This window comes from Saccharopolyspora sp. NPDC002578, assembly GCF_053592695.1.
The window spans coordinates 1-25,261 of record NZ_JBSFWJ010000080.1 but is presented as its reverse complement, the minus strand read 5'-3'; the positions used below and the strand labels follow the sequence as shown (position 1 = coordinate 25,261).

Genomic DNA, 25,261 nt, shown 5'->3' with positions numbered 1-25,261 from the left:
TTCTCAGCGGCTTCCTCGCGAGGACAGCTTTTTTCCTCGTGGCGGAGCCACTTGGAAAAAAGATCCCGCAGCGAGGAAGCCGCTGAGGTTCCGCTGAACGACCAGCTACGCAGGCCAAGATCAAAGACAGGCGTTCGGTCAGTCGTTCCAGGCTACGAAGCCTGCTTCTTCGGCGTCGACTTCGCTGCGGAACCAGACCTCGGCGACGATCCGGTCGTAGTGCGGCGAGTCCGGCGCGTGGTAGCGCCGCGAACCGAAATCGCCCTTGATCATGTGGCCGTCCTGCTGCGAGGGCTCCTGCGGCGCGGCGAGCGACTCGCGCCTGCGGTTGGCCTGCGCCTGCGGGTCGGCGTGCCACGCGGCGCCCTGCGAACGCGGGGGCTGCGGCATCCCGGGGCGCGGCCCGGCGCCGGGCGTGCGGCGCGGCAGCGGGGTCTGCTCCGACTCCGCGATCACCGGCACGTCCGGGGAGTGGCTGGGCGTGCCCGCCGAGTCGGCGAACTCGCTGCCCCGGCTTTCCACCAGCGCGCGCAGGTTGCCCGCGAAGCCGTGGTCGTCCTCGCGTTCCTCTGCCCGGTCGGACGCGGCGGGTTCGGCGGGCTGCTCCGGTTCGGGCTCGGGTTCCGGCTCCGGAGCCGGTTCGGCGGTTTCCCGCACCGGTTCGGCGACGTCCCGCACCGGTTCGGCGGTCTCCCGCACCGGCTCAGCGGTGTCGCGGGCCGGTTCGGCGGCCGGTCGCGGCGAGCTCGACAGGTCCGAGAGGCCCAGGGCCGCGGACAGCTCGGCCGCGCCGGACAGTCCCGGCGGCCCGGACCTGGCGGGAGCCTCGGAGCCGACGTCGGGCCGGGCGAAGATCTCGGTGCCGCCGCCGGTCGATTCCGCGGGCCGCGTCGGCTCGGCGGATTCGGGCGCGTCGTCCTTCTGGAACCAGGTGCTCGCCGACTCGGCCGGGCGGTCGGCCACCGGGTCGACGGACGTGCTCTCGCCGCGGCCGAGCGCCTGCCCGATGTCGGCGGAGGACGGACGCGGAGCGTCGTCCTCGGGCTCGTGGTCGGCGGGGATGGTCCACGGCGCGGACCGGTTCGCCGGCGCGGGCGTCTCGTCGTCCCGGCCGCGGCTGGGCCACCAGCCGCCGCTGGAGCGGCCCGCGTAGGCGCTCTCGTCCTCCTGCCAGGCCCCGGTGGGCCGCGCCGCCGGGGCCGCCTGCTGCTGCGGGCGCTGCGCGGTGGGGCGCTGTTCGGCGGGGCGGGGCGCGTCGTCGTCGACGACGAGGTCGGCGACCTGCGAGCCGCCGCGCACCGACACCTCGGCGCGCGCGTCGGCTCCGGCGGGCTGCTCCGCGCCCGGGTGCGGCAGCCGGGCGGTGTGCGCCGGCGGCTGCGGCGCCGGTTCGGGCGGCTCCGGCAGCGGGTCCTCGTCCGGTTCCTGCTCCCAGCGCGGCTGCACGGTGGTGCGCTCGACCTTCCGCGGCGGCGCCGGGTCGTGCGGGCGCCGGACCTGCCGGTCGTGGCGCGCGCCCTGCTGCGCCACGTTCTCGGCGTAGTCGGACCTGACCTTGCGCAGCTTCCGCCGCAGCGGGACCACGAACAACAACCAGGTGATCACAGATCCGAGCAGGAACGCGGCGACACTCCACAACCACACCTGCGTAAACAGCCACACCACCGGCGACGCCCTCCTCCAAGGCCACGTGGGGCACCGTGAGCTCCGACAGGCTACGCCGAACACGCTGCGCTCCGTACCTCGGCGCAGCCCATCCCTCGAACCGGGCTCTGAATCGAACCCGGAAGAGCGGATCAGCGCGCCTAGTGTTCAGTTCCCGGCACTTCCGAGCACCGCCGCCCACGCTTTCGTGGGAGCCGGAGACGCCACCCGCCCCGGCCCGCGGACCGACCCGACGTCGATCCCGCTACGCGGAGCAGGCCTCCGGTGACGACTCGTCACCCGAGGTGCCGCGGCCCGAACACCCGCCAGCCGACCTCAGCGGGTCCGGGCCACCACGTAGTGAACCAGAGCCTCCAACGCGTCCCGCGCGGAGCAGGCCGGGAGCTCCGCGAGGACCGCTCGCGAGTCCTGCGCGTACTCGTCGAGCTTGCCGCGAGCCCGGCGCAGACCGCTGGACTCGCGCAGCAGCTTCAACGCCTCCGACACGTCGTCGTCCGAGCTCAGCGGCTGCCCCAGCAGTTCGAGCAAGCGCGGCTCGGTGTCCGCCGCATCCCGCGCGTAGATCATCGGGAGGGTCAGCACGCCCTCCCGCAGGTCGGTGCCGGGCGTCTTGCCGGAGTCCGTCGCGGCCGAGGCGATGTCGATCACGTCGTCGGAGATCTGGAACGCGATGCCGATGCTCTTGCCGAAGCTCTCCAGCGCCGCCACCTGCTCGGGCGTCGCGCCCGCCGCGTTGGCGCCGAACCGCCCGGCGGTCGCGATCAGCGAACCGGTCTTCTCGTAGATCACCTGGAGGTAGTGCTCCTCCGGGTCCTGACCGTCGCCGACGCCGATCGTCTCCCGCAGCTGGCCCGTGACCAGCGCCTCGAACGTGGTCGCCATCCGGCGCACCGCGTCGGCGCCGAGGTCGGCGACCAGCCGGGAGGCGTGCGCCATCAGGAAGTCGCCGGTGAGGATGGCCACCGAGTTGTCCCAGCGCATGTTGGCGCTGGTCGCGCCGCGGCGCATCGTGGCCTCGTCCATCACGTCGTCGTGGTACAGCGTCGCGAGGTGCACCATCTCCACGACCGCCGCCGAAGTGATCACCTCGTCCGGGGACGGGTCCGCGAAGTGCGCCGCCAGCAGCGCGAACAGCGGCCGGAACCGCTTGCCGCCGGCGTCCACCAGGTGCAGCGAGGTGCGGGTGGCGAAGTCGAACTCGCTGCGCACCGAATCGTGGAGCAGTTCTTCGACCCTGGCCATCCCCGCGGAGATCGATTCGGCCAGCGCCGGGTCGTCGATGTCGAACCCGCTCGCAGCAGTACTGCCAGCCACGTTCCCGACCGGTTCACCAGATGGGCTGCTCACGTCACCGTCGCCTTCGCTCCCCCACGGAATCGCCCTACGGGCGGGCACTCTACGACACGAAACCACCCACACCGGCCCAGTCCAGGGCCACCGTGGGCAGCACGCCCAGCAACAGCGTGACTACCACACCCAACGTGATCGCCGCCGTCGTGAACGCGCCCGGGACGCTGACGGTGGGGCCGTCCGCGGCGGGCTCGCTGAAGTACATCAGCACGATGACACGAAGGTAGAAGAACGCCGCAACCGCACTGGCCACCAGGGCCACCACGACCAGCGGGGCCATTCCGTCGGACAACGCCGCCTCGAAGACCACGAACTTCCCGATGAAACCGCTAGTCAGCGGGATTCCGGCGAGCGCGAACATGAGGAAGGTGAACACGGCCGCGAGCAGCGGAGACCGCTTCGCCAGCCCGGCCCAGTCCGAAAGGTGAGTAGCCTCACCCTCCGCGGTGCGCACGAGGCTGATCACACCGAACACGGCGACCGTGGTGAACCCGTAGGCCAACAGGTAGAACATCGTGCCCGAAAGACCGCGCTCGGTGAGCGCGATGGAGCCGATGAGCAGGAATCCGGCGTGCGCCACCGAGGAGTAGGCGATCATGCGCTTGATGTCGCTCTGGGTCAGGCCGAGCACGACGCCGATCACCATCGACACGATGGCCACCGCCCACATCACGCCACGCCACTCCCAGCTGGAGCCGTGCAGCGCGACCTGCAGGACGCGGAGGATCGCGCCGAACGCGGCGACCTTCGTGCAGGCCGCCATGAAGCCGGTGACGGCGGTCGGCGCGCCCTGGTAGACGTCCGGCGTCCAGGTGTGGAACGGGCCGACGGAGGCCTTGAACAGCAGGCCCACCACCAGCAGTCCGATGCCGGCGTAGAGCAGCGTGTCCGAGCGGTCGCTGCCCGCGGTGGCCTCGGCGATGGCGGCGAGCCGCACCGAACCGGCGTAGCCGTAGAGCAGCGCGAGGCCGTACAGGAAGAACGCGGAGGCGAACGCCCCGAGCAGGAAGTACTTGACCGCCGCTTCCTGCGAGAGCAGCCTGCGGCGCTTCGCCAGCCCGCACATCAGGTACAGCGGCAGGCTCAGCACTTCCAGCGCGATGAACATGGTGAGCAGGTCGTTGGCGGCGCAGAACACCATCATCCCGGCGAGGGAGAACAGCGCGAGGGGGAAGATCTCGGTGCGCATCCCGGCCACCGCGCTGGTGGCGCCCCGTTCCCGCCCGGAGTCCTGCTCGGCTTCGGCGGCGGTCTCGGCGACGAACGCGCCGCCCGGTTCCACCGAGCGGTCCGCGATGAGCAGGATCGCCGCGACGCCGAGGCCGAGCAGCGTCGCCCACAGGAACAGCGTGGGGCCGTCCACCGCCAGCGAGTCGGACAGGGTGGTGATGCCGGTGCCGCCGGCCCGCGCGTGCAGGCCGAGCGCGATTCCTGCGCCGACCAGCGCGATCAGGCTCAGCGCGACCTGGGTGGTCCAGCGCGACCGCCGGGGCACGAAGGCCTCGACGAGCACGCCGATGCAGGCGGCGCCGAGCACGACCAGCACGGGCGTGATCGCCGCGTAGTCGATCGGCGGGATCGGAATCTGCTGTTGCGCGTGGACCGCGACCTGAGTGGCACCCACTGTTCAGTTCCCTCCTTGCGAGGTCACGGGGTCGGTGACGCCGACCTCGCTCATGGTCGCCCCGACCGACGGGGTGATCACGTCCAGCACCGGCTTCGGGTACACGCCGAGGGCGAGCACCAGCACGATCAGCGGGGTCAGCACGGCGATCTCCCGCGGCTGCAGGTCGAGCACGCGGGCGCGGTGCGCGCCGGGCCGGTTCGGGTCGGTGACCGCTCCGGGGCCGCCCGCGGTGCCGATGAGCGCGTCGCCGCGCACCGGGCCCTGCATGATCCGCTGGTAGAGCCGCAGCACGTACACGGCGGCGAGCACCATGCCGATCGTGGCGAGCACCGTGTAGACCGGCTGCGTCGGGAAAGCGCCCATCAGCACCAGGAACTCGCTGATGAACGAGTTGGTGCCGGGCAGCGACAGAGTGCTGAGACCGGCGATGAGCAGGGTGCCCGCCAGCAGCGGGGTGATCTTCGCCATGCCGCCGTAGTCGGCGATCCGGGTGGACCCGCCGCGAGCGATGATCATGCCGATGACGAGGATCAGCAGCCCCGTGGCGAGGCTGTGGTTGAGCATGTACGACACCGCGCCGACCTGCGCCTGCGAGGTGTAGGCGAAGATCCCGAGCGCGATGAAGCCGAAGTGCGCGATGGACACGTAGGCGATGAAGCGCTTCAGGTCGGTCTGCCCGAACGCCTGCAGCGAGCCGTAGAGCACGCCGAGCACCGCGAGCACCAGCACCAGCGGCGCGAGCAGCTGGGAGGCGTCCGGGGTCAGCGGCAGGCTGTAGCGCAGGAATCCGAAGGTGCCGACCTTGTCGAGCACGCCGACGACGATCACCGCGACCCCGATGGGGGCCTGCTCGGCGGCGTCCGGCAACCAGGTGTGCAGCGGCACCAGCGGCGCCTTGATCGCGAACGCCGTGAAGAAGCCCAGGAAGATCCACACCTGCACGGAGATCGGGGCGTCCGCGAGGATCGGCGCCAGCGTCGCCCAGTCGAAGGTGCCCTGGCCGGTGGTCTTCGCGGCGTAGGCGTACGCGCCGATCGCGGAGGCCAGCATGATCAGGCCACCGAGGAACGAGTACAGGAAGAACTTCACCGCCGCGTACTTGCCGCGCTCACCGCCGTAACCGCCGATGAGGAAGTACATCGGGATCAGCATGATCTCGAACAGCACGTAGAACAGGAACACGTCGGTCGCGGCGAACACCGCGACCGTCAGCGCCTGCTCCACCAGCAGCAGCGCGAAGAACCCGCCGTGGCTGCGGCCCTCCGGCAGCCGCTCGCCCCAGCTGAAGCCCAGCACCAGCGGCATCAGCAGCGCGATCACGGCGACCATGACGAGCGCGATGCCGTCGACGGCGAACGACACCCGGATGTCGAACGCGGGGATCCATTCGAACGAGCTCGCCAGTTGCAGCCGCGGGCCGGCCGGGTCGTAGGCGGCCCAGGCGGCGATCGCGAGGGCGAACTCCGCCAGGGACACCGCGAGCGCCGTCCACTTCGCCGCGGGGGCGTTGCGGCGCAGCAGCCCGACCGCGACCGCACCGGCCAGCGGCAGCAGGATGAGCGCGAGGAGCAGGGTCATCGGATCTCCTCTTCCACACGGCGGTGCGCGAGAGATTGCGCGGCCCTGACTTCGAGATCGGGACCTGCGGGTGTCGGCGTGGCCGCGCGCGGCGGCCGGGGATCGCGGTCGCTCATGGCGTGCCCACCACCATCAGCGCCCCGATCAGGAGCACGCCGCCGCAGAGCATGGACAGCGCGTAGGAGCGCACGAACCCGTTCTGCCTGCGCCGCCCCCATCCGGAGCCGCCTTGCAGCACGGCGGCGAGCCCGGTGATGGCGCCGTCCACGGCCTTGCGGTCGAAGGTGACCAGGCCGCGGGTGAGACCGGCGGTGGGCTTCACGGCGACGGCGTCGTTGAGCGCGTTGCCGCCGAGGTCGGCGCGGGCGGCCCGCACCACCGGCGACACCTTCTCGGGCCGGGTCACCGGCACCGGCTTGCGGCCGACGAGCAGCCACGCGGCCAGCGCCCCGAGCGCGGAGAGCGCGACGGTGAGCACCGGGATCACCGAGTGCGGCAGCGCTCCCCCGTGCGATTCCTGCAGCTCGCCGAGCGTCGGCGCGAGGAAGGTGACCAGCCGGTCGCCGGAGGCGAGGAACATGCCCGCGCCCACCGAGCCGATGGCCAGCACGATCATCGGCCCGGTCATGATCGCCGGGGATTCGTGCGGGTGGAAGTCGTGTCCGTCCTCGGACTGGAGCTTCTCCCAGCGCTTCTCGCCGAAGAAGGTCATCAGCACCAGGCGCGTCATGTAGAACGCGGTCAGCGCGGCGCCCAGCAGCGCGGCGCCGCCGAACACCCAGCCGCGCCAGCCTTCCTGGCCGAACGCGGCCTCGATGATCGCGTCCTTCGAGTAGTAGCCGGACAGGAACGGGAACCCGATCAGCGCCAGGTAGCCGAGCGCGAAGGTGGCGAAGGTGATCGGCAGGTACTTCGCGAGCCCGCCGAACTTGCGCATGTTCACCTCGTCGCGCATCGCGTGCATCACCGAACCGGCGCCGAGGAACAGCCCCGCCTTGAAGAAACCGTGGGTGAGCAGGTGCATGATGCCGAGCGCGTACCCGGCCGGGCCGAGGCCGACGGCGAGGATCATGTAGCCGATCTGGCTGACCGTGGAGTACGCCAGCACCTTCTTGATGTCGTCGTAGGCGCAGCCGATGACGCAGCCGACCAGCAGCGTGACCGCGCCGATGATGGTGACGACGAGCCTGCCGTCCGGGGACAGCGTGTAGAGCGGGTTGGACCGCGCGATCAGGTACACCCCGGCGGTGACCATGGTGGCCGCGTGGATCAGCGCGGACACCGGGGTGGGGCCTTCCATCGCGTCCGGCAGCCACGCCTGCAGCGGGACCTGGCCGGACTTGCCGCAGGCGCCGAGCAGCAGCAACAGCGTGATCGCCAGCAGCACGCCGGGCGAGAGCTCACCGGCGCGGGCGAAGACCTCGGTGTACTGCGTGGTGCCGAGCTTCGCGAACAGCAGGAAGATCGCCAGCGCGAGCCCGACGTCGCCGACGCGGTTCATCACGAACGCCTTCGTCGCCGCCGCTGCCGCCGTGGGCCGGTGCTGCCAGAAGCCGATCAGCAGGTAGGACGCCAGGCCGACGCCCTCCCAGCCGAGGTAGAGCGTCACGAAGCTGTTGCCCAGCACCAGGACCAGCATCGCGGCGACGAACAGGTTCAAGTAGCCGAAGAACCGGCGCCGCTCGGTGTTGTCCCGCCCGGTGCGGCCCTGCTGGTCGTGGGCCATGTAGCCGATCGAGTAGAGGTGGATCAGCGCGCCCACCCCGGTGATCAGCAGCACGAACACCATCGACAGCGGGTCGAGCCGGAGCCCGAAGTCCACTTGCAGCGCGTTGACCGGGATCCACGAGAACACGTGCAGTTCGCGCACCGGCTCCGCGTCGCGGGCGATGCTGGTGAACAGCGCGACCCCGTAGGCGAACGCGGCGATCACCGTCGCGCTGCCGAGCAGGTGCCCCCACCCGTTGGCGCGGCGCCCCGCGAGCAGCAGCACGGTCGCGCCGAGCAGGGGCAGCGCGACGAGCAGCCAGGCGTTGCCCTGGACGGCGCCTTGCGCGGCCTGCACCGCGAGGAGATCGGGACCGCTGGCCGAAAACGTCGTCGTCACGCCAGGCTCTCCCTACTGTGAGTGCGAACTTGGGGTCGGGTGTGCAGGTGGGGCCCGCGGCCGGTGCGCGGCGGACCAGCCGCGGAGGCGAACACGGCGAGCTCCTAGTACTTGAGGAGGTTGGCGTCGTCGACCGAGGCCGAGCGGCGGGTGCGGAAGATCGACATGATGATCGCCAGGCCCACCACGACCTCGGCGGCGGCGACCACCATCACGAAGAACGCCATCACCTGCCCGTGCACGGAGCCTTCGATGCGGGCGAAGGTGACCAGCGTCAGGTTCACCGCGTTGAGCATCAGCTCGATGCACATGAACACGACGATGGCGTTGCGCCGCACCAGCACGCCGACTGCGCCGATGCTGAACAGCAGCGCGGACAGCAGCAGGTAGTAGGTCGGGGTCACTGCCGGACCTCCTCGGGGGACGCGTGCCCGGAGCCGGACAGGCCGTTCGTGCCGTTCTCACCGTGGGTGCGCCGCGCTTCGGGCGGGGTGCCGGCGGTCTCCGCGCCGATCTCCGCTTCTGCCGGGTCGGCGGGGCCGCCGGAGCGCCCGGTCAGCGCGTGCGGATCGGGACCGGTGCCCTTGCCCGCGACGGCGTCGCGTTCCGCGGCGAGCCGCTCGGCGGGCAGGTTGTCCAAGATCTCCGAGAGCGATTCGGGGGCCACCGAACCGTCCGGCAGCAACGCCGGGGTGGCCACCGAGTTCGCCGTCGCGTACACGCCGGGGCCGGGCAGCGGCGAGGACCGGTCGCCGCGCAGCCGCGCTTCGACGCGTTCCTTCTGGCTGACCCGCGCGGCACGTCCCTTGCCGCCGTAGGCGAGCACCATCGCGCCGACCGCCGCGGTGATCAGCAGCGCGGAAGTCAGCTCGAACGGGAACAGGTAGTCGGTGAAGATCAGCGCACCGAGCCCGCCGGCGCCGCCACCGCGGGCCGACCACGGGTCCAGCGGCGCGGCCACCGGCACGTTCGTGAGCGCGCGGGCCAGCCCGGTCACCAGCAGCAGCGCGAACGCCACGCCCGCGACGGCCGCCCAGAGGCGCTGCCCGCGCAGCACCTCCACCACCGAGTCCGAGGAGTCCCGCCCGACCATCATCAGCACGAACAGGAACAGCATCATGATCGCGCCGGTGTAGACGATGATCTGGGTGAAGCCGAGGAACGGCGCGCTCTGCGCCATGTACAGCACGCCGAGGCTGAGCATCGTCAGCACCAGCCACAGCGCGGAGTGCACCGCGTTGCGGGCGAAGACCATGCCGAGCGCCCCGACCAGGGAGAGCGGACCGAGGATCCAGAACGTCGCGGTCTCCCCGGCGCCGACCACGTTCGCGGCCTGCTCCTGGGCGAGGACCGCCGTTGCCGCGAGCATCACCGTCGGGCCTCCTCGTGACCGGTCTCCACGGTCTCGCCCTCCGGCACACCGGTCTGCCGCGCCAGTTCGGGGCCGCGCACGTAGTAGTCCTGCTCGTCCTCGCCGAGCCGCATCGGGTGCGGCGGCTGCTCCATGCCGGGCAGCAGCGGGGCCAGCAGGTCCTCCTTGGTGTAGATGAGGTTCTGGCGGTCGTCGTCGGCCGTCTCGTACTCGTTGGTCATGGTCAGCGAGCGCGTCGGACAGGCCTCGATGCACAGGCCGCAGCCGATGCAGCGCAGGTAGTTGATCTGGTAGTCCGCGCCGAACCGCTCACCGGGCGAGTAGCGCTCCTCGTCGGTGTTGTTCCCGCCCTCGACGAAGATCGCGTCCGCGGGGCAGGCCCAGGCGCACAGCTCGCAGCCCACGCACTTCTCCAGCCCGTCCGGGTGCCGGTTGAGCTGGTGGCGACCGTGGAACCGGGGTGCGGTGACCTTCTTGACCTCGGGGTACTCCTCGGTGACGACCTTCTTGAACATCGTCGCGAAGGTGACGCCGAAGCCTTTCAACGGATCAAACACTGCCCGCTCCCTCCTTCGAGGCGTCGTCGGCCCCGGACGACGGCACCTGCGCGCGTCGCGGTGGGGTCGGGGGCACTTGCAGGTCCAGTGGCGGGACCGGGAAGCCGCTGCCCGCCATCGGCACCGCGGGCTCGTCCGGTTCCGGCTGCTTGCGGTCCGGGATGAGGAAGGCCGCGGCGACCAGCGCCGCGATCACGACCGCACCGATGATCAGGAACGTCGGCGAGCCGAGCACCTGCTCGTTGCGCAGCGCGCGGATCACGGTGACGGCGACGATCCACACCAGGCTCAGCGGGACGAGGAACTTCCAGCCGAGGTTCATGAACTGGTCGTAGCGCAGCCGCGGCAGCGTGCCGCGCAGCCACACGAACACGAACAGGAACAGCAGCGTCTTGGCGAGGAACCAGAGCACTCCCCACCAGCCGGTGTCGAGCACCCCGCCGCCGATCAGGTTCAGCGGCCACGGCGCGTGCCAGCCGCCGAGGAACAGCGTGCTCGCCAGGGCCGAGACGGTGACCATGTTGATGTACTCGGCGAGGAAGAACAGCGCGAACTTCAGCGAGGAGTACTCGGTGTGGAAGCCGCCGACGAGTTCCGATTCGGCTTCCGGCAGGTCGAACGGGGCGCGGTTGGTCTCGCCGACCATGGACACCACGTAGACCAGGAAGCTGAACGGCAGCAGCAGCGCGAACCAGCCGTGCGCTTGGGCTTCGACGATGCCCGAGGTGGACAGCGTGCCCGCGTACATGATCACGGCGACGAACGACAGGCCCATCGCGATCTCGTAGGAGATCACCTGCGCCGCCGAGCGCAGCGACCCGAGCAGCGGGTACGGGGAACCGGAGGCCCACCCGGCGAGCACGATGCCGTACACGCCGATGGAGGCGCTGGCCAGCACCACCAGCAGGCCGACCGGCAGCTCCACGAGCTGCAGCGCGGTGCGCTCGCCGAAGATCGTGACCTCCGGGCCGATCGGGATCACCGAGAAGGACACCAGCGCGGGCGTCGCGGAGATCACCGGGGCCAGGAAGTACACCCACTTGTCGGCCATCACCGGCCGGATGTCCTCTTTGAACGCCAGCTTCAGGCCGTCGGCCAGCGACTGCAGGATGCCGAACGGTCCGGCCCGGTTCGGGCCGGGGCGGTGCTGCATGCGGCCGATGACCCGGCGTTCCGCCCAGATCGTCAGCAGCGTCATCAGCACCAGGAAGGCGAAGATGACGACGACTTTGATCAGGATCAGCCAGATCGGGTCGTCGGCGAGCACTTCGGCGGTGCGGGTCATGACCGGTTCCCTTCCGCGGCGCCGAATCCGAACCCGGCGTGCCCGTTGCCGCTGTGCCCGTTGCCCGCGTGCCCGTTCGAGCTGCCGCCGGTGGTCGCGACCGCCGGGGCGAGCGCCACGGCGGCGCCGTGCCCGACGCCGAGCACCCGGTTCACCTGCGACGGCCCGGAGGCGCCGGGCAGCCAGACCACTTCGTCCGGCATCTCGGTGAGCCGCGCCTCGACGGTGATCGCACCGCGGTCGCCGCGGATCTCGACCTGCTGGCGTTCCCGCACTCCGAGCCGCTGCGCGGTGGCGGGCGAGAGCATCGCCACCACGTCGCGCCGGGTGCCCGCGAGGTTCGGTTCCTCGACCTGCAGCGAGGCGTCGTCGAGCAGTTGCCGCCAGGTGGCCAGCAGCGCCCGGCCCGGTCCCGGTGGCGCGGCGGGCCGCACCGCCTCGTCCGGTGCCGGGGGCTTCGCGGCGGTACCGGTGCCGAGCCGGTCCAGTTCGGCGCGGGCCGCGGCGGGGCTCTGGGTGAACAGGTCCGCGTCCATCTCCACGGCGAGCGTGTCCAGCACCCGGCAGTCCGGCAGCGCGCCGGTGCCTTCGATGGTGGTGCGGAAGTCGCGGCGGCGGCCTTCCCAGTTCAGGTAGCTGCCCGCCTTCTCCACGCTCGGCGCGATCGGCAGCACCACGTCGGCGTGCTCGGTGACGGCGGTGGGCCGCATCTCGACGCTGACGACGAAGTCGGCGTGCGCCAAGGCGGTCCGGGCGAGCTCCGGGTCGGGCAGGTCGTCCGGGTCGACGCCACCGATGAGCAGCCCGCCGAGGTCCCCGCGCGCGGCGGCGCGCAGGATGCCGGTGGTGTCGCGGCCCGGGGCGGCGGGCAGGCTGTCCGCGTCCACTCCCCAGGTCTGCGCGACCTCAGCGCAGGCGGTGAGGTCACCGACCCCGCGCCCACCGGGCAGCAGCGTCGGCAACGCCCCGGCTTCGACGGCGCCGCGTTCGCCCGCGCGGCGCGGGATCCACGCGATCCGCGCACCGGTGCGGGCGGCGGTGCGCACCAGCTCGGAGTACAGGCCGGGGATCTGCGCGGCGCGTTCGCCGACGGCGAGCACCGCACCCCCCGCGCTCAGGAGCTCGTCGACTTCGGACGGGAGTTCGGCCAGCGCCGCCGCTTCCCCACCGGGCGGGCAGGGCAGCAGCGCGCCGGTGCGCACCGGTCCGCCGTCGCTCATGATCCGGGTGGTCTTCTCCACGCCGGGCGAGTTCCACTGCCCCAGGTGGAAGACCTTCGTCCGTCCCTTGCGCGCCGCCTTGCGCAGCCGCAGGAACACGATCGGCGCTTCCTCCTCCGGCTCGAACGCCACGCACAGCACGGCGGGCGCGGCTTCGAGGTCGGCGTAGGTGACCGCGCCGGCGTCCGGGGCCGTGCCCACCACGGTCGACGCCAGGAACGCGAGCTCCTCGTCCGAGTGGGCGCGGGCCCTGGCGTCGATGTCGTTGGTGCGCAACGCGATCCGCGCGAACTTGGCGTACGCGTAGGCGTCCTCCACGGTCAACCGGCCGCCGGGCAGCACCCCGACGCCGCGGTCGTCGCGGGCCGCGAGCAGTCCCTCGGCGGCCTTGCGCAGCGCCTCCGTCCAGGACGCGGGCCGCAGCTCACCGCCCTCGCGCACCAGCGGCCGGGTGAACCGGTCGGTCGCGGTGGCGTAGCGGAAGCCGAACCTGCCCTTGTCGCAGATCCACTCCTCGTTGACCTCGGGGTCCTCGGCGGCGAGCTTGCGCATCACCTTGCCGCGCCGCCAGTCCGTGCGGGTCGCGCAGCCCGACGAGCAGTGCTCGCACACGCCCGGCGTGGACACCAGGTCGAACGGCCGGGAGCGGAACCGGTACGCGGCGCTGGTCAGCGCGCCCACCGGGCAGATCTGGATGGTGTTGCCGGAGAAGTACGACTGGAACGGCTGCTGCTCGGCGATGCCGATCTGCTGCACCGCGCCGCGCTCCAGCAGCTCGATGAACGGGTCACCGGCGATCTGCTTGGAGAACCGGGTGCAGCGCTGGCACAGCACGCAGCGCTCCCGGTCCAGCAGCACCTGCGCGGAGATCGGCACCGGCTTGGCGAAGGTCCGCTTGGTGTCGTGGAACCGGGATTCGGCGCGGCCGTGCTTGAGCGCCTGGTTCTGCAGCGGGCACTCGCCGCCCTTGTCGCAGATCGGGCAGTCCAGCGGGTGGTTGATGAGCAGCAGCTCCATCACGCCCTGCTGCGCCTTGTCCGCGACCGGCGAGCTGTTCTGCGTCTTCACGACCATGCCGTCGGCGACGGTCATCGTGCACGAGGCCTGCGGCTTGGGCATCGCCCGGCCGTTCATCTCGACCTCGACCAGGCACTGCCTGCACGCGCCCGCCGGGTCCAGCAGCGGGTGGTCGCAGAACCGGGGGATCGTGATGCCCATCCGCTCGGCGGTGCGGATCAGCAGCTCGCCCTTCGGGGCGTCGACCTCGACGCCGTCGATCGTCAGCCGGACGTGCCCCTCGGGGACCGGCTTCGTCTCACGCTCGGATGCCACCGTCATCGGGCCGCTCCTGCCAGTGCGGGCTCGCCCGGCTCCGCGCCGGGCCGGTTCTGCTGACACAGCGCGAGGAATTCCTCGCGGAAGTACTTGATGCCACTGGTGATCGGGCTGACCGCGCCGTCACCGAGGGCGCAGAAGGAACGGCCGAAGATGTTGTCGCAGACGTCGAGCAGCGTGTCGATGTCCTCTTCGGTGCCGTGCCCTTCGACCATGCGCTCCAAGACCTGGGCGAGCCAGAAGGTGCCCTCCCGGCAGGGAGTGCACTTGCCGCAGGACTCGTGCTCGTAGAACTGGGTCCACTTCATCACCGCCCACGGCACGGACACGGTCTCGTTGAAGACCATCAGCGCCGTGGTGCCCAGCATCGAGCCCGCTTCGGCGGCGCCCTCGAAGTCCAGCGGGACGTCCAGGTGCTCGGCGGTGAACAGCGGCGTCGACGAGCCGCCGGGGGTCCAGAACTTGAGCGGGATGCCGTCCTTCATGCCACCCGCGAGCTCCAGCAGCTCCCGCAGCGTGGTGCCCAGCGGCGCCTCGTACTGGCCGGGGTTCTCGACGTGGCCGGACAGCGAGTAGATCTTCGGGCCGGGCGACTTCTCCCGCCCCATGGTGCGGAACCAGTCGGCGCCGCCGTTGACGATGAACGGCACCGAGGCGATCGTCTCGACGTTGTTCACCGTCGTCGGGCACGCGTAGAGCCCGGCGGCGGCGGGGAACGGCGGCTTGAGCCGGGGCTGGCCGCGCTTGCCCTCCAGCGAATCCAGCAGCGCCGTCTCCTCGCCGCAGATGTAGGCGCCGGCGCCGGCGTGCACCACGATGTCGCAGTCGAACCCGGAGCCGAGGATGTCCTTGCCCAGGTAGCCCGCGGCGTATGCCTCCTGCACGGCGTTGTTCAACCGGCGGATGCAGTGCAGCGCCTCACCGCGCACGTAGATCGCCGAGAAGTGCGAGCGCATCGCGTAGCAGGCGATGATCACGCCCTCCACCAGCGAGTGCGGGTCGGCCATCATCAGCGGGATGTCCTTGCAGGTGCCCGGTTCGCCCTCGTCGGCGTTGACCACGAGGTAGTGCGGCTTCACCGGCTCCTTGGGCATGAAGCTCCACTTCACGCCCGCCGGGAACCCGGCACCGCCGCGGCCGCGCAGGCCCGCGGACTTCACCAGTTCGATCAGCTGGTCCGGCTGCGCCCGCAACGCCTTGCGCAGCGCGGTGTAGCCCTCCAGCTGCTCGTAGGTGCGGATGCTCCACGAGTTCGGGGACAGCCACCGCTTCGTCAGCACCGGCGTGAGGTCGTCGGGCTGGTTCGGGGAGTTCGCGTCGGTCATGGCCACCCTCACTCCTTCTCCGGCAGCGGCGGGATTTCCGCGTCGTCCGGCATCGGCGGCGCGGTCCAGCCGCGCTCGCGGGCCAGGTGGGCGCCGCGCACCGTCTCGGGCGCGGCCGACGGTCCGTCGACCGTGTCCTCCAGCCGGGCGCCCGGCCGGTCGAAGAACCCGGCGAGCTGGCGCTCGGTGCGGCGGAAGTCCGTCAGCGGGGCGCCGCGCGTCGGATCCGGTTTCTCCCCGCGCTGCAAGGACTTCACCAGTTCCAGCGCCGACTCGGGGCTCTGCTTGTCGTAGTACTCGTAGTCGACCTGCAGCACCGGGGCGTGGTCGCAGGCGGCGAGGCACTCGGCGTGCTCCAGCGTCAGCGACCCCTGCTCGCCCGGCGTTCCGGAGGTCTCGTCGTGCCCGACGCCGAGGTGCTCGGACACCCGCTTGTAGATGTCGTCGCCGCCCAGCGCCGCGCACAGCGTGTTCGTGCACACGCTGACGAGGTGTTCGCCGCAGGGCTTGCGCTTGTACATCGTGTAGAACGTGGCGACCGCGCTGACCTCGGCGGCCGACAGGGCGAGCTGGTCGGCGCAGAACTCGATGCCCTCGGGGCTGACGTGGCCCTGCTCGGACTGCACGAGGTGCAGCATCGGCAGCAGCGCCGAACGCGCCTCCGGGTAGCGCTCGATGAGCTTGCGCGCGTCGGCGCGCACGCCCTCGCCGAACACCGGCTCGCCGGGCGGGCTCAGCACGTGCTCGGTGGTGGTGAAGTCGAACTGCTCGGTCATCGGTCCACCCCGCCCATCACCGGGTCGATCGAGGCCACTGCCGCGATCACGTCCGCCACCAGTCCGCCCTCGGCCATCGCCGGGAACGCCTGGAGGTTCACGAAGCTCGGTTCCCGCACGTGCACCCGCATCGGCCGGGTGCCGCCGTCGGAGACCAAGTGGTAGCCCAGCTCGCCGCGCGGCGACTCCACCGGCGAGTACACCTGCCCCGGCGGCACGTCGAAGCCCTCGGTCACCAGCTTGAAGTGGTGGATCAGCGACTCCATCGACTGGCCCATGATCTTGCGGACGTGCTCCAGGGAGTTGCCCATGCCGTCCGGGCCGATGCTCAGCTTCGCGGGCCAGGCGATCTTCGGGTCGTCCACCATCACCGGGCCCGGCTCGAACGCGTCCAGGCACTGCCGGATGATCTTCAGCGATTCGTGGATCTCGTCCACCCGCAGCAGGAACCGGGCGTAGCAGTCCGCGTCGGTGCTCGTGGGCACCTCGAAGTCGAAGTTCTCGTAACCGCAGTACGGCTCGATCTTGCGCAGGTCCCAGGCGACTCCCGCGGAGCGCAGGATCGGCCCGGTCACGCCCAGCTGCAGGCACCCGTCCAGCGGCAGGTAGCCGACGTCCTTGAGCCGCTGCTTCCAGATCGGCTGGCCGGAGAACAGCTTCGCGTAGTCCGGCAGCCGCTTGTCCATGACCTTGATGAACTCCAGGACCTTCTCCCGGTAGTTCTCCGGCAGGTCCTGGGCGACCCCGCCCGGCCGGATGAACGCGTGGTTCATCCGCAGCCCGGTGAGGAACTCCAGCAGGTGCAGCACTTCCTCGCGGTCGCGGAACCCGTAGGTCATGCCGGTGGAGGCGCCCAGCTCCATCGCGCCGGTCGCCAGGAACACCAGGTGCGAGGAGATCCGGTTCAGCTCCATCAGCATGATCCGGAACGTCTGCGCCCGCGTCGGCGCCTCGACGCCGAGCAGCTTCTCCACGCCGAGGCAGTAGGCGGCCTCGTTGTAGAGCGGCGCCAGGTAGTCCATCCGCGTCACGAACGTGACGCCCTGGGTCCACGTGCGGTACTCGGTGTTCTTCTCGATCCCGGTGTGCAGGTAGCCGATGACGGACCGGGCCTGCGTGACGGTCTCGCCCTCCAGCTCCAGCACCAGCCGCAGCACGCCGTGCGTCGACGGATGCTGCGGGCCGAGGTTGATGACGACCCGCTCCGAGTCGCTCGACTCGTCGAGGAAGTCGTCCCAGTCGCCGCCGGTGACGGTGTAGACGCGGCCTTCGGTCGTCTCCCGCGACGAGGCGGGGTGGGCCGGGTCCGTGGTGGGATCGGTCAGTGGTTCGGTGGTCATGTTCAGCACCTCTCCGCGTGCTGCCTGCCGTGACTGCGCAATGCCCGGCGCCTCATGAATAAGCTCGTCGCTGGTCCGGCGGCGGGATCTCGGCGCCCTTGTACTCCACCGGGATGCCGCCCAGCGGGTAGTCCTTGCGCTGCGGGTGCCCGTCCCAGTCGTCCGGCATCAGGATCCGGGTGAGCGCGGGATGCCCGTCGTAGATCAGGCCGAACATGTCCCACGCCTCGCGCTCCTGGAAGTCGGCCGTCGGGTAGACGGACACGACCGACGGCAGGTGCGGGTTCTCCGCGTCCACCGCCACTTCCAGCCGGATGCGGCGCCGGAACGTCATCGACGTCAGGTGGTAGACCGAGTGCAGCCGCTGCGGCACCTCCGGCCCGTAGTCCACGCCGGAGACCGAGCTGCACAGCTCGAAGCGCAGCGCCGGGTCGTCGCGCAGCGACGAGCAGGTCTGCACCAGGTGCTCGCGGTCCACGTAGAAGGTGATCTCCCCGCGGTCCACCGTGATCTGCTGGATCGCCGAGTCGATTCCCTTGTCCCGCAACGAATCCAGCAGCGCGTCGGCCACGTCGTCGAACCACCCGCCGTAGGGCCGCTCGGCGGCCTGCGGCACGTGCGGCGGCAACCGGAGCCCGCCGTAGCCGGAGGTGTCACCGCTGCCCCGCACGCCGAACATGCCCTGCCGGGCACGACCGGCGACGATCGGCTCCCGCGGTTCGGCGACCGCGCCCGCGCCGGAGCGGACCGGTTCCAGGCCCTCGCCGGCGCGTTCCGCGCTGGAGCCCTTCTCGCCGGGGTCCGGGGTGGTCTGCTTCGAGTCGGTCATGCCGCTCACCTGCCCGCGCCGAGTTGCCGCTGCGTCTGCTGCCGCTGCGCGTCGGTCTCGACCGCGAGCGGGCCTTCCGCGCCCATCTCCTGGCTCTGCGCGAGCTGCTGCCGTTCGGCGCGCTTGCGCTGCGACCGGTTCTTCGGCGCGTAGCGCTCGGAGGAGGCGATGAGTTCGGTGCGAGCCCCGCTCTCGGCGCGCAACGCGGCGCGCTTGGCGTTGATCGGCTCGTCCATGACCTTGGCGTGCAGCTTGAGGATCGCGTCCAGCAGCATCTCCGGCCGGGGCGGACAGCCCGGCAGGTACATGTCCACCGGCACCACGTGATCCACGCCTTGCACGACCGCGTAGTTGTTGAACATCCCGCCGGTGGAGGCGCACACGCCCATCGCCAGCACCCACCGCGGCTCCGGCATCTGGTCGTAGATCTGCCGCAGCACCGGGGCCATCTTGTTGGTCACCCGGCCGGCGACGATCATCAGATCGGCCTGCCGCGGTGTGGCGGAGAAGCGCTCCATGCCGAACCTGGAGATGTCGTAGCGGGAACCGCCGACCGTCATCATCTCGATCGCGCAGCACGCCAACCCGAAGGTCGCGGGCCACATCGAGGTCTTCCGGGTCCAGTTGACGAGCTTTTCCACGTTGGCCAACAGGATGCCGTTGGGCAGCTGCTCTTCGAGGCCCATCTCGGCACTCCTTCCGCTGTCGCCATTGAGAACGGTCAGTGCTCGCTCAGGTCCGCCGGACCCGGGCGCTAGTTCCAGTCGAGACCTCCGCGCCGCCACACGTAGGCGTAGGCGAACCCGACGGTGGCGATGAACAACACGACCTCGGCCACGCCGAACAGGCCGAGGGAGTCCGCGGACACCGCGAACGGGTAGAGGAAGACCATCTCGATGTCGAAGAGGATGAACAGCATCGCCGTGATGTAGTACGCGACCGGCATCCGGCCGCCGCCCACCACGGGCTGCGGGGAAGGCTCGATCCCGCACTCGTAGGCATCGAGCTTCGCCTTGTTGTAACGGCGGGGGCCGACCAGTGGCGCGATGCTCACCGAGAACACCGCGAATCCCAGTGCCAGCGCGAACATCAGCACCAGCGGGATGTACGGATCGAGCACGCCCGAAGCGCTCGCGTCGCCCATGACACCGCCCTCCTTCTGCCCCCGCCGAGACGAACGTCACGTCTTCGGCGTCGATTCAGCACTCTATGCGGTTGGCCGTGACCGCTCCGCAGTGAGGCGAACCTAACTTTATGACTTCCCGCACACCGACGTGACCATCTGACCAGACTCCGGCTGTCAGGCGCTAGGGGTGAGACGAGTAGTGGTGCTGATCACACGGTCCATCGTGTCCCCATCGCGGCCGTCGTACAGATTTGCCAGCAGTTTCAACACGAAACGCATCAACGTGACCCTCGGCAGCCCGTGCTTGGTGGCCATCCGCATCACCGTCGGATTGCCAATCAACTTGCTGAAGATGTTGCCGAGCCGGAAGTAGCCGCCCATCGCTTCGGACACCGCGGACGGGTACCGGTGCAGCGCGTGTTCCCGCGAAGGGCCCTCCGGCCGCGCGTACGCGTGGACCACGCACTCGGCCGCCAACCGGGCCGATTCCATGGCGTAGGCGATGCCCTCGCCGTTGAACGGGTTCACCATGCCGCCGGCGTCCCCGACGAGCAGCAGCCCGTCCTGGTAGTGCGGCTTGCGGTTGAAGCCCATCGGCAGCGCCGCGCCGCCGATCTTGCCGGTCGCGTTCTCCTCGCGGAATCCCCACTCCTCCGGGGTTCCGTCGAGCCAGGAGCGCAGCAGCTGGCGGTAGTCGACCTTGCCGTAGGACTTCGACGTCGACAGCACGCCCAGCCCTGCGTTCACCGTTCCGTCGCCCATCCCGAACAGCCAGCCGTAGCCCGGCATCAGCTTCGGCTCCGACGGCGTGGACCGGTCCCACAGCTCCAGGTGCGACTCCAGGAAGTCGTCCTTGGTCCGCGGGCTCTCGTAGTAGCGGCGCACCGCCACGCCCATCGGGCGGTCCTCGCGCTTGTCGATGCCCATCGACAGCGCCAGCCGGGCCGACACCCCGTCGCACCCGAGCACCAGCGGGGCCCGGTAGGTGACGGGCTGCTTGTCCGGCCCGGTCTTCGCGGTGACGCCGTCGATTCGGCCGGTCCGCTCATTCTTGACGGCTCCGGTCACCGTCGTCTGCTGGACCATCCGGGCGCCCGCGCGTTCGGCGTTGCGGGCCAGCAGGTCGTCGAAGTCGTTGCGCGGACGGACCACGCCGTACGGCGGGAAATCGGCGAGCTCGGGCCAGTCCAGTTCGATCGTCACGCCGCCGCCGACGACGCGGAGGCCGCGGTTGTGCAGCCAGCCGGCGTCCTCGCGGGTGTCCACTCCGAGGTCGATGAGCTGCTTGACGCCGCGCGGCGTGATGCCGTCGCCGCACACCTTCTCCCGCGGGAAGACGCTCTTCTCCAGCAGCAGCACGTCGAGGCCCGCGCGGGCCAGGTACGTCGCCGCGGTCGAGCCGGCCGGCCCGGCACCGACGACGATCACGTCGGCGTCGTCGTTCGGTCGGCGTCGGGGGGTCGCGCTGGTCATGACACTCCTTGATTGCCGTGCAGGTGCGGTGACGCCACGGCGGAGGCACGCGGACGCACCCGATACCCGCACCGGTGCTCGCACCGGCCCGGCTCCGCCGTGACTCGGTGAACCCGCTTGTGAACGAGTTCACTATCTCCGCCGAGTCTAGGCCGGTGGCGGCACTCGATCGACCCCGAAAGATGGGCCGCCCGGGTGACCGTCCTCGCAGGTGAGGCGTATCTCCGCCAGATCGTCGACCCCGCGGCGGCGACCACGGGCCGCCGGGACCGTCACTCCGCCCGCGCCTGCCAGGAGGCTTCGGCGGGCAGCGGGGTGCGGTGCGCGGCGAGCAGGGCCGCGCGGAAGTCCGCGGCCGCCGCCGTCAGCGGCCGGGCCGGGTCGCGGACCACGGCGATCCGCCGGTGCACCTCCGGCTCGCACAGCGGCCGGTGCTCCAGGCCCGCGAATCCGACCAGCGGCAGGACCAGGCCGGGCACGACCGAGACGCCCAGCCCCGCCGCGACGAGCCCGGCCACGGCGGCGATGTTGCGCGCCGCGACCACCAGCTCCGGGCGCACCCGCGCGGCGGCGGTCGCGCGGTCGGTGTGCGCGCGGATGCTGCTGGCCGCGTCGAACGCGATGTACGGCTCGCCGTCCAGGTCGTCCCAGCGCAGCGAGTCGCGATCGGCGAAGCGGTGCTCCGGCGGGAACACGCAGCAGAACCGGTCGGTGGCCAGCGGATGCGCTTCGAGGTCATCACCGGTGTCGTCGAGCAGCACGGTCACGGCGAGGTCGACGTCGCCGGCGCGCACCTTGCGCAGCACCTCGCCGGACAGGGCGTCCTCGATCGACAACCCGATGCCGGGGTGCGCGGCGCGGTGCGCGGAGATCACCGGCGGCAGCAGGATCGCGGCGAGCGAGGGCAGCGTCGCCACCCGCACCCGGCCGCTGGACCCGGTCAGGAATCCGTCGAAGTGCCGCATCCCGGCGTCGAAGGAGTCGGTGACGCGGCGGGCGATGGCGCAGAACTCGGCGCCTTCCGGGGTGGTCGTGAGCCGCCGGGTGGTGCGCTCGAACAGGGTGATGCCGAGCTTGCGCTCCACGTCGAGCACGGTCCGGCTCAGCGAGGACTGCGCGAGGTGCAGCCGCTCGGCGGCGGCGGTGAACCCGCCTTCCTCGTGCACCGCGAGGATCGCTCGGAGCTGCTGCAACGTCAGATCCATCCGCACAGCGCATGAATCTATCAAGATCCGATGCTTGACCGGCATATGCCGAGCGGACACAGTACTTCCAGCTCAACGCCGGAGGTGCCGCAACGATGCTCGCCGCGACTGGTTTCCTCACCATCGGGACGTTCCTGGCCCTGGTGCTGTCCCGCCGGGTGTCGGTGCTGCTCGCGCTGACCCTGGTGCCGCTGGTGGCGGCCCTGCTCACCGGCGCGGCGCCGCGGCTGGGCGAACTGGTCGCCGACGGGCTGAGCACCGTCACGCCCGTCGCCATCATGATCACCTTCGCGGTGCTGTACTTCAGCCTGATGTCCGACAGCGGGCTGTTCGACCCGCTGGTGGCGCGAATCCTGCGCTGGGCGAAGGGCGACCCGCTCAAGATCACCGTCGGCACCGCGGTGCTGACGCTGCTGGTCGGCCTCGACGGCGACGGGTCCTCCACCTTCCTGATCACCTGCACCGCGATGCTGCCGATCTACACACGGCTGGGCATGAGCCGGGTCCTGCTGGCGGGCGTGATCGGGCTCGGAGCCGGCGTCATGAACATGACCCCGTGGGGCGGACCCGCCGCCCGCACCATGGCGGTCCTCGGCGCGGGCAGCTCCGAGGTGTTCCTGCCGCTCCTGCCCGCCATGCTCGGGGGGATCGCCTGGGTGCTGGTCGTGGCGGTGATCCTCGGCCGCAGGGAGCGCAGGCGCCTCGGCGTCGGCGAGGTGCTGGAGATCGAACAGCCCGACCTGGACCGCCCGGCCCGCATCCGGTTCCGGCTGAACCTGGTGCTCACGCTGGTGCTGGTGGGGGCGCTGCTGGCCCAGCTCGCGGAACTGGAAGTGCTGTTCGTGCTGGCGTTCCTGCTGGCGCTGCTGATCAACCGGCGATCCTGGAGCGGGCAGCAGGAGCTGTTCACCAAGCACGGCCACAACGTCGTGCTCGTCACCACGATGATCTTCGCGGCGGGCGTGTTCACCGGCATCCTCACCGGCACCGGCATGATCCGGGCGATGGCGGAAAGCCTCGTCTCCGTGGTGCCCGACGGCGCGGGCGGCGTGCTCCCGGTGATCACGGCGGTGCTCGGGATGCCGCTGAGCCTGGTGTTCACCCCCGACGCCTACTACTTCGGCGTGGTGCCGGTGCTCGCCGAGACCACCGCGGCGCTCGGCGGCGACCCGCTGGCCGCCGGGCGGGCCGCGGTGCTCGGGCAGATGACCACCGGCTTCCCGCTGAGCCCGCTGACGGCGGCCACGTTCGTGCTGCTCGGCCTCACCGAAGTCGACCTCGGCGAACACCAGCGATTCCTGTTCAAGTGGGCGTTCGGCACGACGCTCGTGATGACCGTCGTCGCCGTCCTCACGGGTGCGCTGTGAACGCCGCGACGACGCGGATCGGCAGCGGCGCCGGATTCGCGGGCGACCGGATCGAACCCGCCGTGGCGCTCGCCGAGCACGCCGGACTCGACGACCTGGTGCTGGAATGCCTGGCGGAACGCACCATCGCGCTCGGCCAACGCCGCAGGCTCGCCGACCCCGACCTCGGCTACGACCCGCGGCTGCGCGCCCGGTTCGAACGGCTGCTGCCGGTGGCGGCCCGCCGGGGCGTGCGGGTGCTGACGAACATGGGCGCGGCGAACCCCCTCGCCGCCGGGGAGGTCACCCGCGCGCTGCTGCGCGAACACCGGCTGCCCGGCCGGGTGGCGGTGGTGACCGGGGACGACGTGCTCGCCGAACTCGACCTCGCGGCGCCCGCGTGGGAAGACGGCATCGCGCTCGGCGAGCACGGCGAAGTGGTGTCCGCCAACGCCTACCTGGGCGCCGACGCGCTGCTGCCCGCGCTGGCGACCGGCGCCCCGGTCGTGCTCACCGGCAGGGTCGCCGACCCGTCGCTGTTCCTGGCGCCGCTCGCGCACCGCCTCGGCTGGGACCTCGCCGACCCCGAGCAGGCGGCGGCGGGCACCCTCGTCGGACACCTGCTGGAATGCGCCGGACAGGTCACCGGCGGCTACTTCGCCGACCCCGGCGTCAAAGACGTGCCCGGACTCGCCGACCTGGGATTCCCGTACGCCGACGTCGCAGGCGACGGTGCCGCGGTGCTCGGCAAGCTCGACGGCACCGGTGGCGCGGTGAACCGGGCGACCGTGCGGGAACAACTGCTCTACGAAGTCACCGACCCCACCGGCTACCGCACCCCCGACGTGGTGCTGGACTTCCGCTCGGTCCACGCCACCGAGACCGGGCCGGACCAGGTGCGGATCGCGGGCGCCCGCGGCCGGACCCGGCCCGGCGAGCTCAAGGTCAGCGTCGGCTACCGCGCCGGACACCGGGCGGAAGCCGAAATCACCTACGCCGGCCCCAACGCGGCCCGCCGCGCCCGGCTCGCCGCCGACGTCGTCACCGAACGGCTCGGCGGCACCGGACTGCGGGTGCGCGCCGAAGTCCTGGGCCGGCTCGGCGACACCCCCTCCGCCGAAGCGGAATGCAGGCTGCGGGTCGCCGCGCTCGCCCCCGACGCCGACCAGGCCGACCTGGTGTGCCACGAAGTCGAATCGCTCTACACCAACGGCCCGGCCGGCGGCGGCGGAGTGCGCACCACGGTGCAAGACGTGATCGGGATCGTGTCCACCTCGCTCCCCCGCGAGCTGGTGCACCCGCAGGTGACGCTGCTGGAGGCCGACGATGCTGCTGCATGAGATCGCGCACTGCCGCGCCGGGGACAAGGGCGACATCTCGACGCTGTCGCTGTTCCCGCACGACGACGCCGACTACGAACTGCTGCGCCGCGAGATCACCGCGGACCGGGTGCGGGCCCACCTGGCCGAGCGGGTGCGCGGGGAAGTCCTGCGCTACGAACTACCGCTGCTGTGCGCGCTGCAGTTCGTCTGCCACCAGGCCCTCGACGGCGGCGTCACGACCTCGCTCGCACTGGACACCCACGGCAAAACCCTCAGCAGTCGATTGCTCGCTCTTGTGGTGTGAGTCGAGCCGGTCGTTTTGCTTTGGGGTCGGGTGGCGGAACCTCAGCTTCCTTCTCGCTGCGGGATCTTTTTCCCAAGTGGCTCCGCCACGAGGGAAAAAGCTGTCCTCGCGAGAAGGAA

At 71.0% G+C, this 25,261-nt stretch carries 21 protein-coding genes; 3 read left to right on the top strand and 18 right to left on the bottom strand.

Translation table 11 applies throughout. The features are described 5' to 3' along the window. Window positions 1–138: 138 nt before the first annotated feature. The 18 genes from ACWD38_RS26380 to ACWD38_RS26295 all read right to left on the bottom strand — a co-directional run bounded on the left by ACWD38_RS26380 (window position 139) and on the right by ACWD38_RS26295 (window position 22,170). A complete protein-coding gene (locus ACWD38_RS26380; protein WP_450125144.1) occupies window positions 139–1,665 on the bottom strand; it encodes a sunset domain-containing protein in 1,527 nt (508 codons plus the stop codon). A gap of 315 nt (window positions 1,666–1,980) precedes the next feature. Beyond that, entirely contained in the window at window positions 1,981–3,012 is a 1,032-nt protein-coding gene (locus tag ACWD38_RS26375) for a polyprenyl synthetase family protein (protein WP_450125143.1), read from the bottom strand. A gap of 49 nt (window positions 3,013–3,061) precedes the next feature. Beyond that, a complete protein-coding gene (nuoN, locus tag ACWD38_RS26370; RefSeq protein ID WP_450125142.1) occupies window positions 3,062–4,639 on the bottom strand; it encodes an NADH-quinone oxidoreductase subunit NuoN in 1,578 nt (525 codons plus the stop codon). A gap of 3 nt (window positions 4,640–4,642) precedes the next feature. Beyond that, window positions 4,643–6,220: a complex I subunit 4 family protein gene (locus ACWD38_RS26365; RefSeq protein ID WP_184476125.1), complete on the bottom strand. Its 1,578-nt coding sequence runs from the start codon at window positions 6,218–6,220 to the stop codon at window positions 4,643–4,645. Window positions 6,221–6,332: 112 nt separating this feature from the next. Beyond that, on the bottom strand, window positions 6,333–8,285 hold the full coding sequence (gene nuoL / locus ACWD38_RS26360; protein ID WP_184484564.1) for an NADH-quinone oxidoreductase subunit L: 1,953 nt from the start codon (window positions 8,283–8,285) through the stop codon (window positions 6,333–6,335). A 146-nt stretch (window positions 8,286–8,431) separates the two neighbouring features. After that, a complete protein-coding gene (nuoK, locus tag ACWD38_RS26355) occupies window positions 8,432–8,731 on the bottom strand; it encodes an NADH-quinone oxidoreductase subunit NuoK (RefSeq protein ID WP_184476123.1) in 300 nt (99 codons plus the stop codon). Then, a complete protein-coding gene (locus ACWD38_RS26350) occupies window positions 8,728–9,696 on the bottom strand; it encodes an NADH-quinone oxidoreductase subunit J (RefSeq protein WP_184476120.1) in 969 nt (322 codons plus the stop codon). The genes nuoK and ACWD38_RS26350 overlap by 4 nt, the downstream gene beginning before the upstream one ends. Continuing rightward, complete coding sequence (nuoI, locus tag ACWD38_RS26345; protein ID WP_184476117.1) at window positions 9,696–10,256, bottom strand: NADH-quinone oxidoreductase subunit NuoI; 561 nt, start codon at window positions 10,254–10,256, stop codon at window positions 9,696–9,698. Before nuoI ends, ACWD38_RS26350 begins: the two co-directional genes overlap by 1 nt. Continuing rightward, window positions 10,249–11,541: an NADH-quinone oxidoreductase subunit NuoH gene (nuoH, locus tag ACWD38_RS26340; RefSeq protein ID WP_184476114.1), complete on the bottom strand. Its 1,293-nt coding sequence runs from the start codon at window positions 11,539–11,541 to the stop codon at window positions 10,249–10,251. The genes nuoI and nuoH overlap by 8 nt, the downstream gene beginning before the upstream one ends. Beyond that, window positions 11,538–14,099, bottom strand: a complete 2,562-nt coding sequence (locus ACWD38_RS26335) for an NADH-quinone oxidoreductase subunit G (protein WP_450125141.1) — start codon at window positions 14,097–14,099, stop codon at window positions 11,538–11,540. The genes nuoH and ACWD38_RS26335 overlap by 4 nt, the downstream gene beginning before the upstream one ends. After that, window positions 14,096–15,421 carry an NADH-quinone oxidoreductase subunit NuoF gene (gene nuoF / locus ACWD38_RS26330; RefSeq protein WP_184476108.1) on the bottom strand — a complete coding sequence of 442 codons (1,326 nt, stop codon included), beginning with the start codon at window positions 15,419–15,421 and terminating at the stop codon, window positions 14,096–14,098. The genes ACWD38_RS26335 and nuoF overlap by 4 nt, the downstream gene beginning before the upstream one ends. A gap of 8 nt (window positions 15,422–15,429) precedes the next feature. After that, on the bottom strand, window positions 15,430–16,197 hold the full coding sequence (nuoE, locus tag ACWD38_RS26325; RefSeq protein WP_450125140.1) for an NADH-quinone oxidoreductase subunit NuoE: 768 nt from the start codon (window positions 16,195–16,197) through the stop codon (window positions 15,430–15,432). Next, a complete protein-coding gene (locus tag ACWD38_RS26320; RefSeq protein WP_184476102.1) occupies window positions 16,194–17,537 on the bottom strand; it encodes an NADH-quinone oxidoreductase subunit D in 1,344 nt (447 codons plus the stop codon). Before ACWD38_RS26320 ends, nuoE begins: the two co-directional genes overlap by 4 nt. Before the next feature lie 52 nt (window positions 17,538–17,589). Then, window positions 17,590–18,366 carry an NADH-quinone oxidoreductase subunit C gene (locus ACWD38_RS26315; RefSeq protein WP_450125139.1) on the bottom strand — a complete coding sequence of 259 codons (777 nt, stop codon included), beginning with the start codon at window positions 18,364–18,366 and terminating at the stop codon, window positions 17,590–17,592. Between the two features lie 5 nt (window positions 18,367–18,371). Then, on the bottom strand, window positions 18,372–19,052 hold the full coding sequence (locus tag ACWD38_RS26310) for a NuoB/complex I 20 kDa subunit family protein (RefSeq protein ID WP_184476096.1): 681 nt from the start codon (window positions 19,050–19,052) through the stop codon (window positions 18,372–18,374). Window positions 19,053–19,120: 68 nt separating this feature from the next. After that, window positions 19,121–19,510: an NADH-quinone oxidoreductase subunit A gene (locus ACWD38_RS26305; protein ID WP_450125138.1), complete on the bottom strand. Its 390-nt coding sequence runs from the start codon at window positions 19,508–19,510 to the stop codon at window positions 19,121–19,123. Between the two features lie 156 nt (window positions 19,511–19,666). After that, window positions 19,667–20,965 carry a geranylgeranyl reductase family protein gene (locus tag ACWD38_RS26300; RefSeq protein ID WP_184476090.1) on the bottom strand — a complete coding sequence of 433 codons (1,299 nt, stop codon included), beginning with the start codon at window positions 20,963–20,965 and terminating at the stop codon, window positions 19,667–19,669. A 272-nt stretch (window positions 20,966–21,237) separates the two neighbouring features. Further along, window positions 21,238–22,170 (bottom strand): LysR family transcriptional regulator, encoded by a 933-nt coding sequence (locus ACWD38_RS26295; protein WP_221315663.1) that lies wholly within the window; start codon window positions 22,168–22,170, stop codon window positions 21,238–21,240. A gap of 95 nt (window positions 22,171–22,265) precedes the next feature. On the opposite strand from ACWD38_RS26295, the gene ACWD38_RS26290 reads away from it, so the two are divergent. Genes ACWD38_RS26290 through ACWD38_RS26280 form a run of 3 tightly spaced genes read left to right on the top strand, consistent with a single transcriptional unit; the run spans window position 22,266 to window position 25,142 of the window. Further along, window positions 22,266–23,537 carry a CitMHS family transporter gene (locus ACWD38_RS26290; RefSeq protein WP_450125137.1) on the top strand — a complete coding sequence of 424 codons (1,272 nt, stop codon included), beginning with the start codon at window positions 22,266–22,268 and terminating at the stop codon, window positions 23,535–23,537. Continuing rightward, window positions 23,534–24,856, top strand: a complete 1,323-nt coding sequence (locus tag ACWD38_RS26285) for an acyclic terpene utilization AtuA family protein (RefSeq protein ID WP_184476081.1) — start codon at window positions 23,534–23,536, stop codon at window positions 24,854–24,856. The genes ACWD38_RS26290 and ACWD38_RS26285 overlap by 4 nt, the downstream gene beginning before the upstream one ends. After that, a complete protein-coding gene (locus ACWD38_RS26280; RefSeq protein WP_184476078.1) occupies window positions 24,843–25,142 on the top strand; it encodes an AtuA-related protein in 300 nt (99 codons plus the stop codon). Before ACWD38_RS26285 ends, ACWD38_RS26280 begins: the two co-directional genes overlap by 14 nt. Window positions 25,143–25,261: the final 119 nt, after the last annotated feature.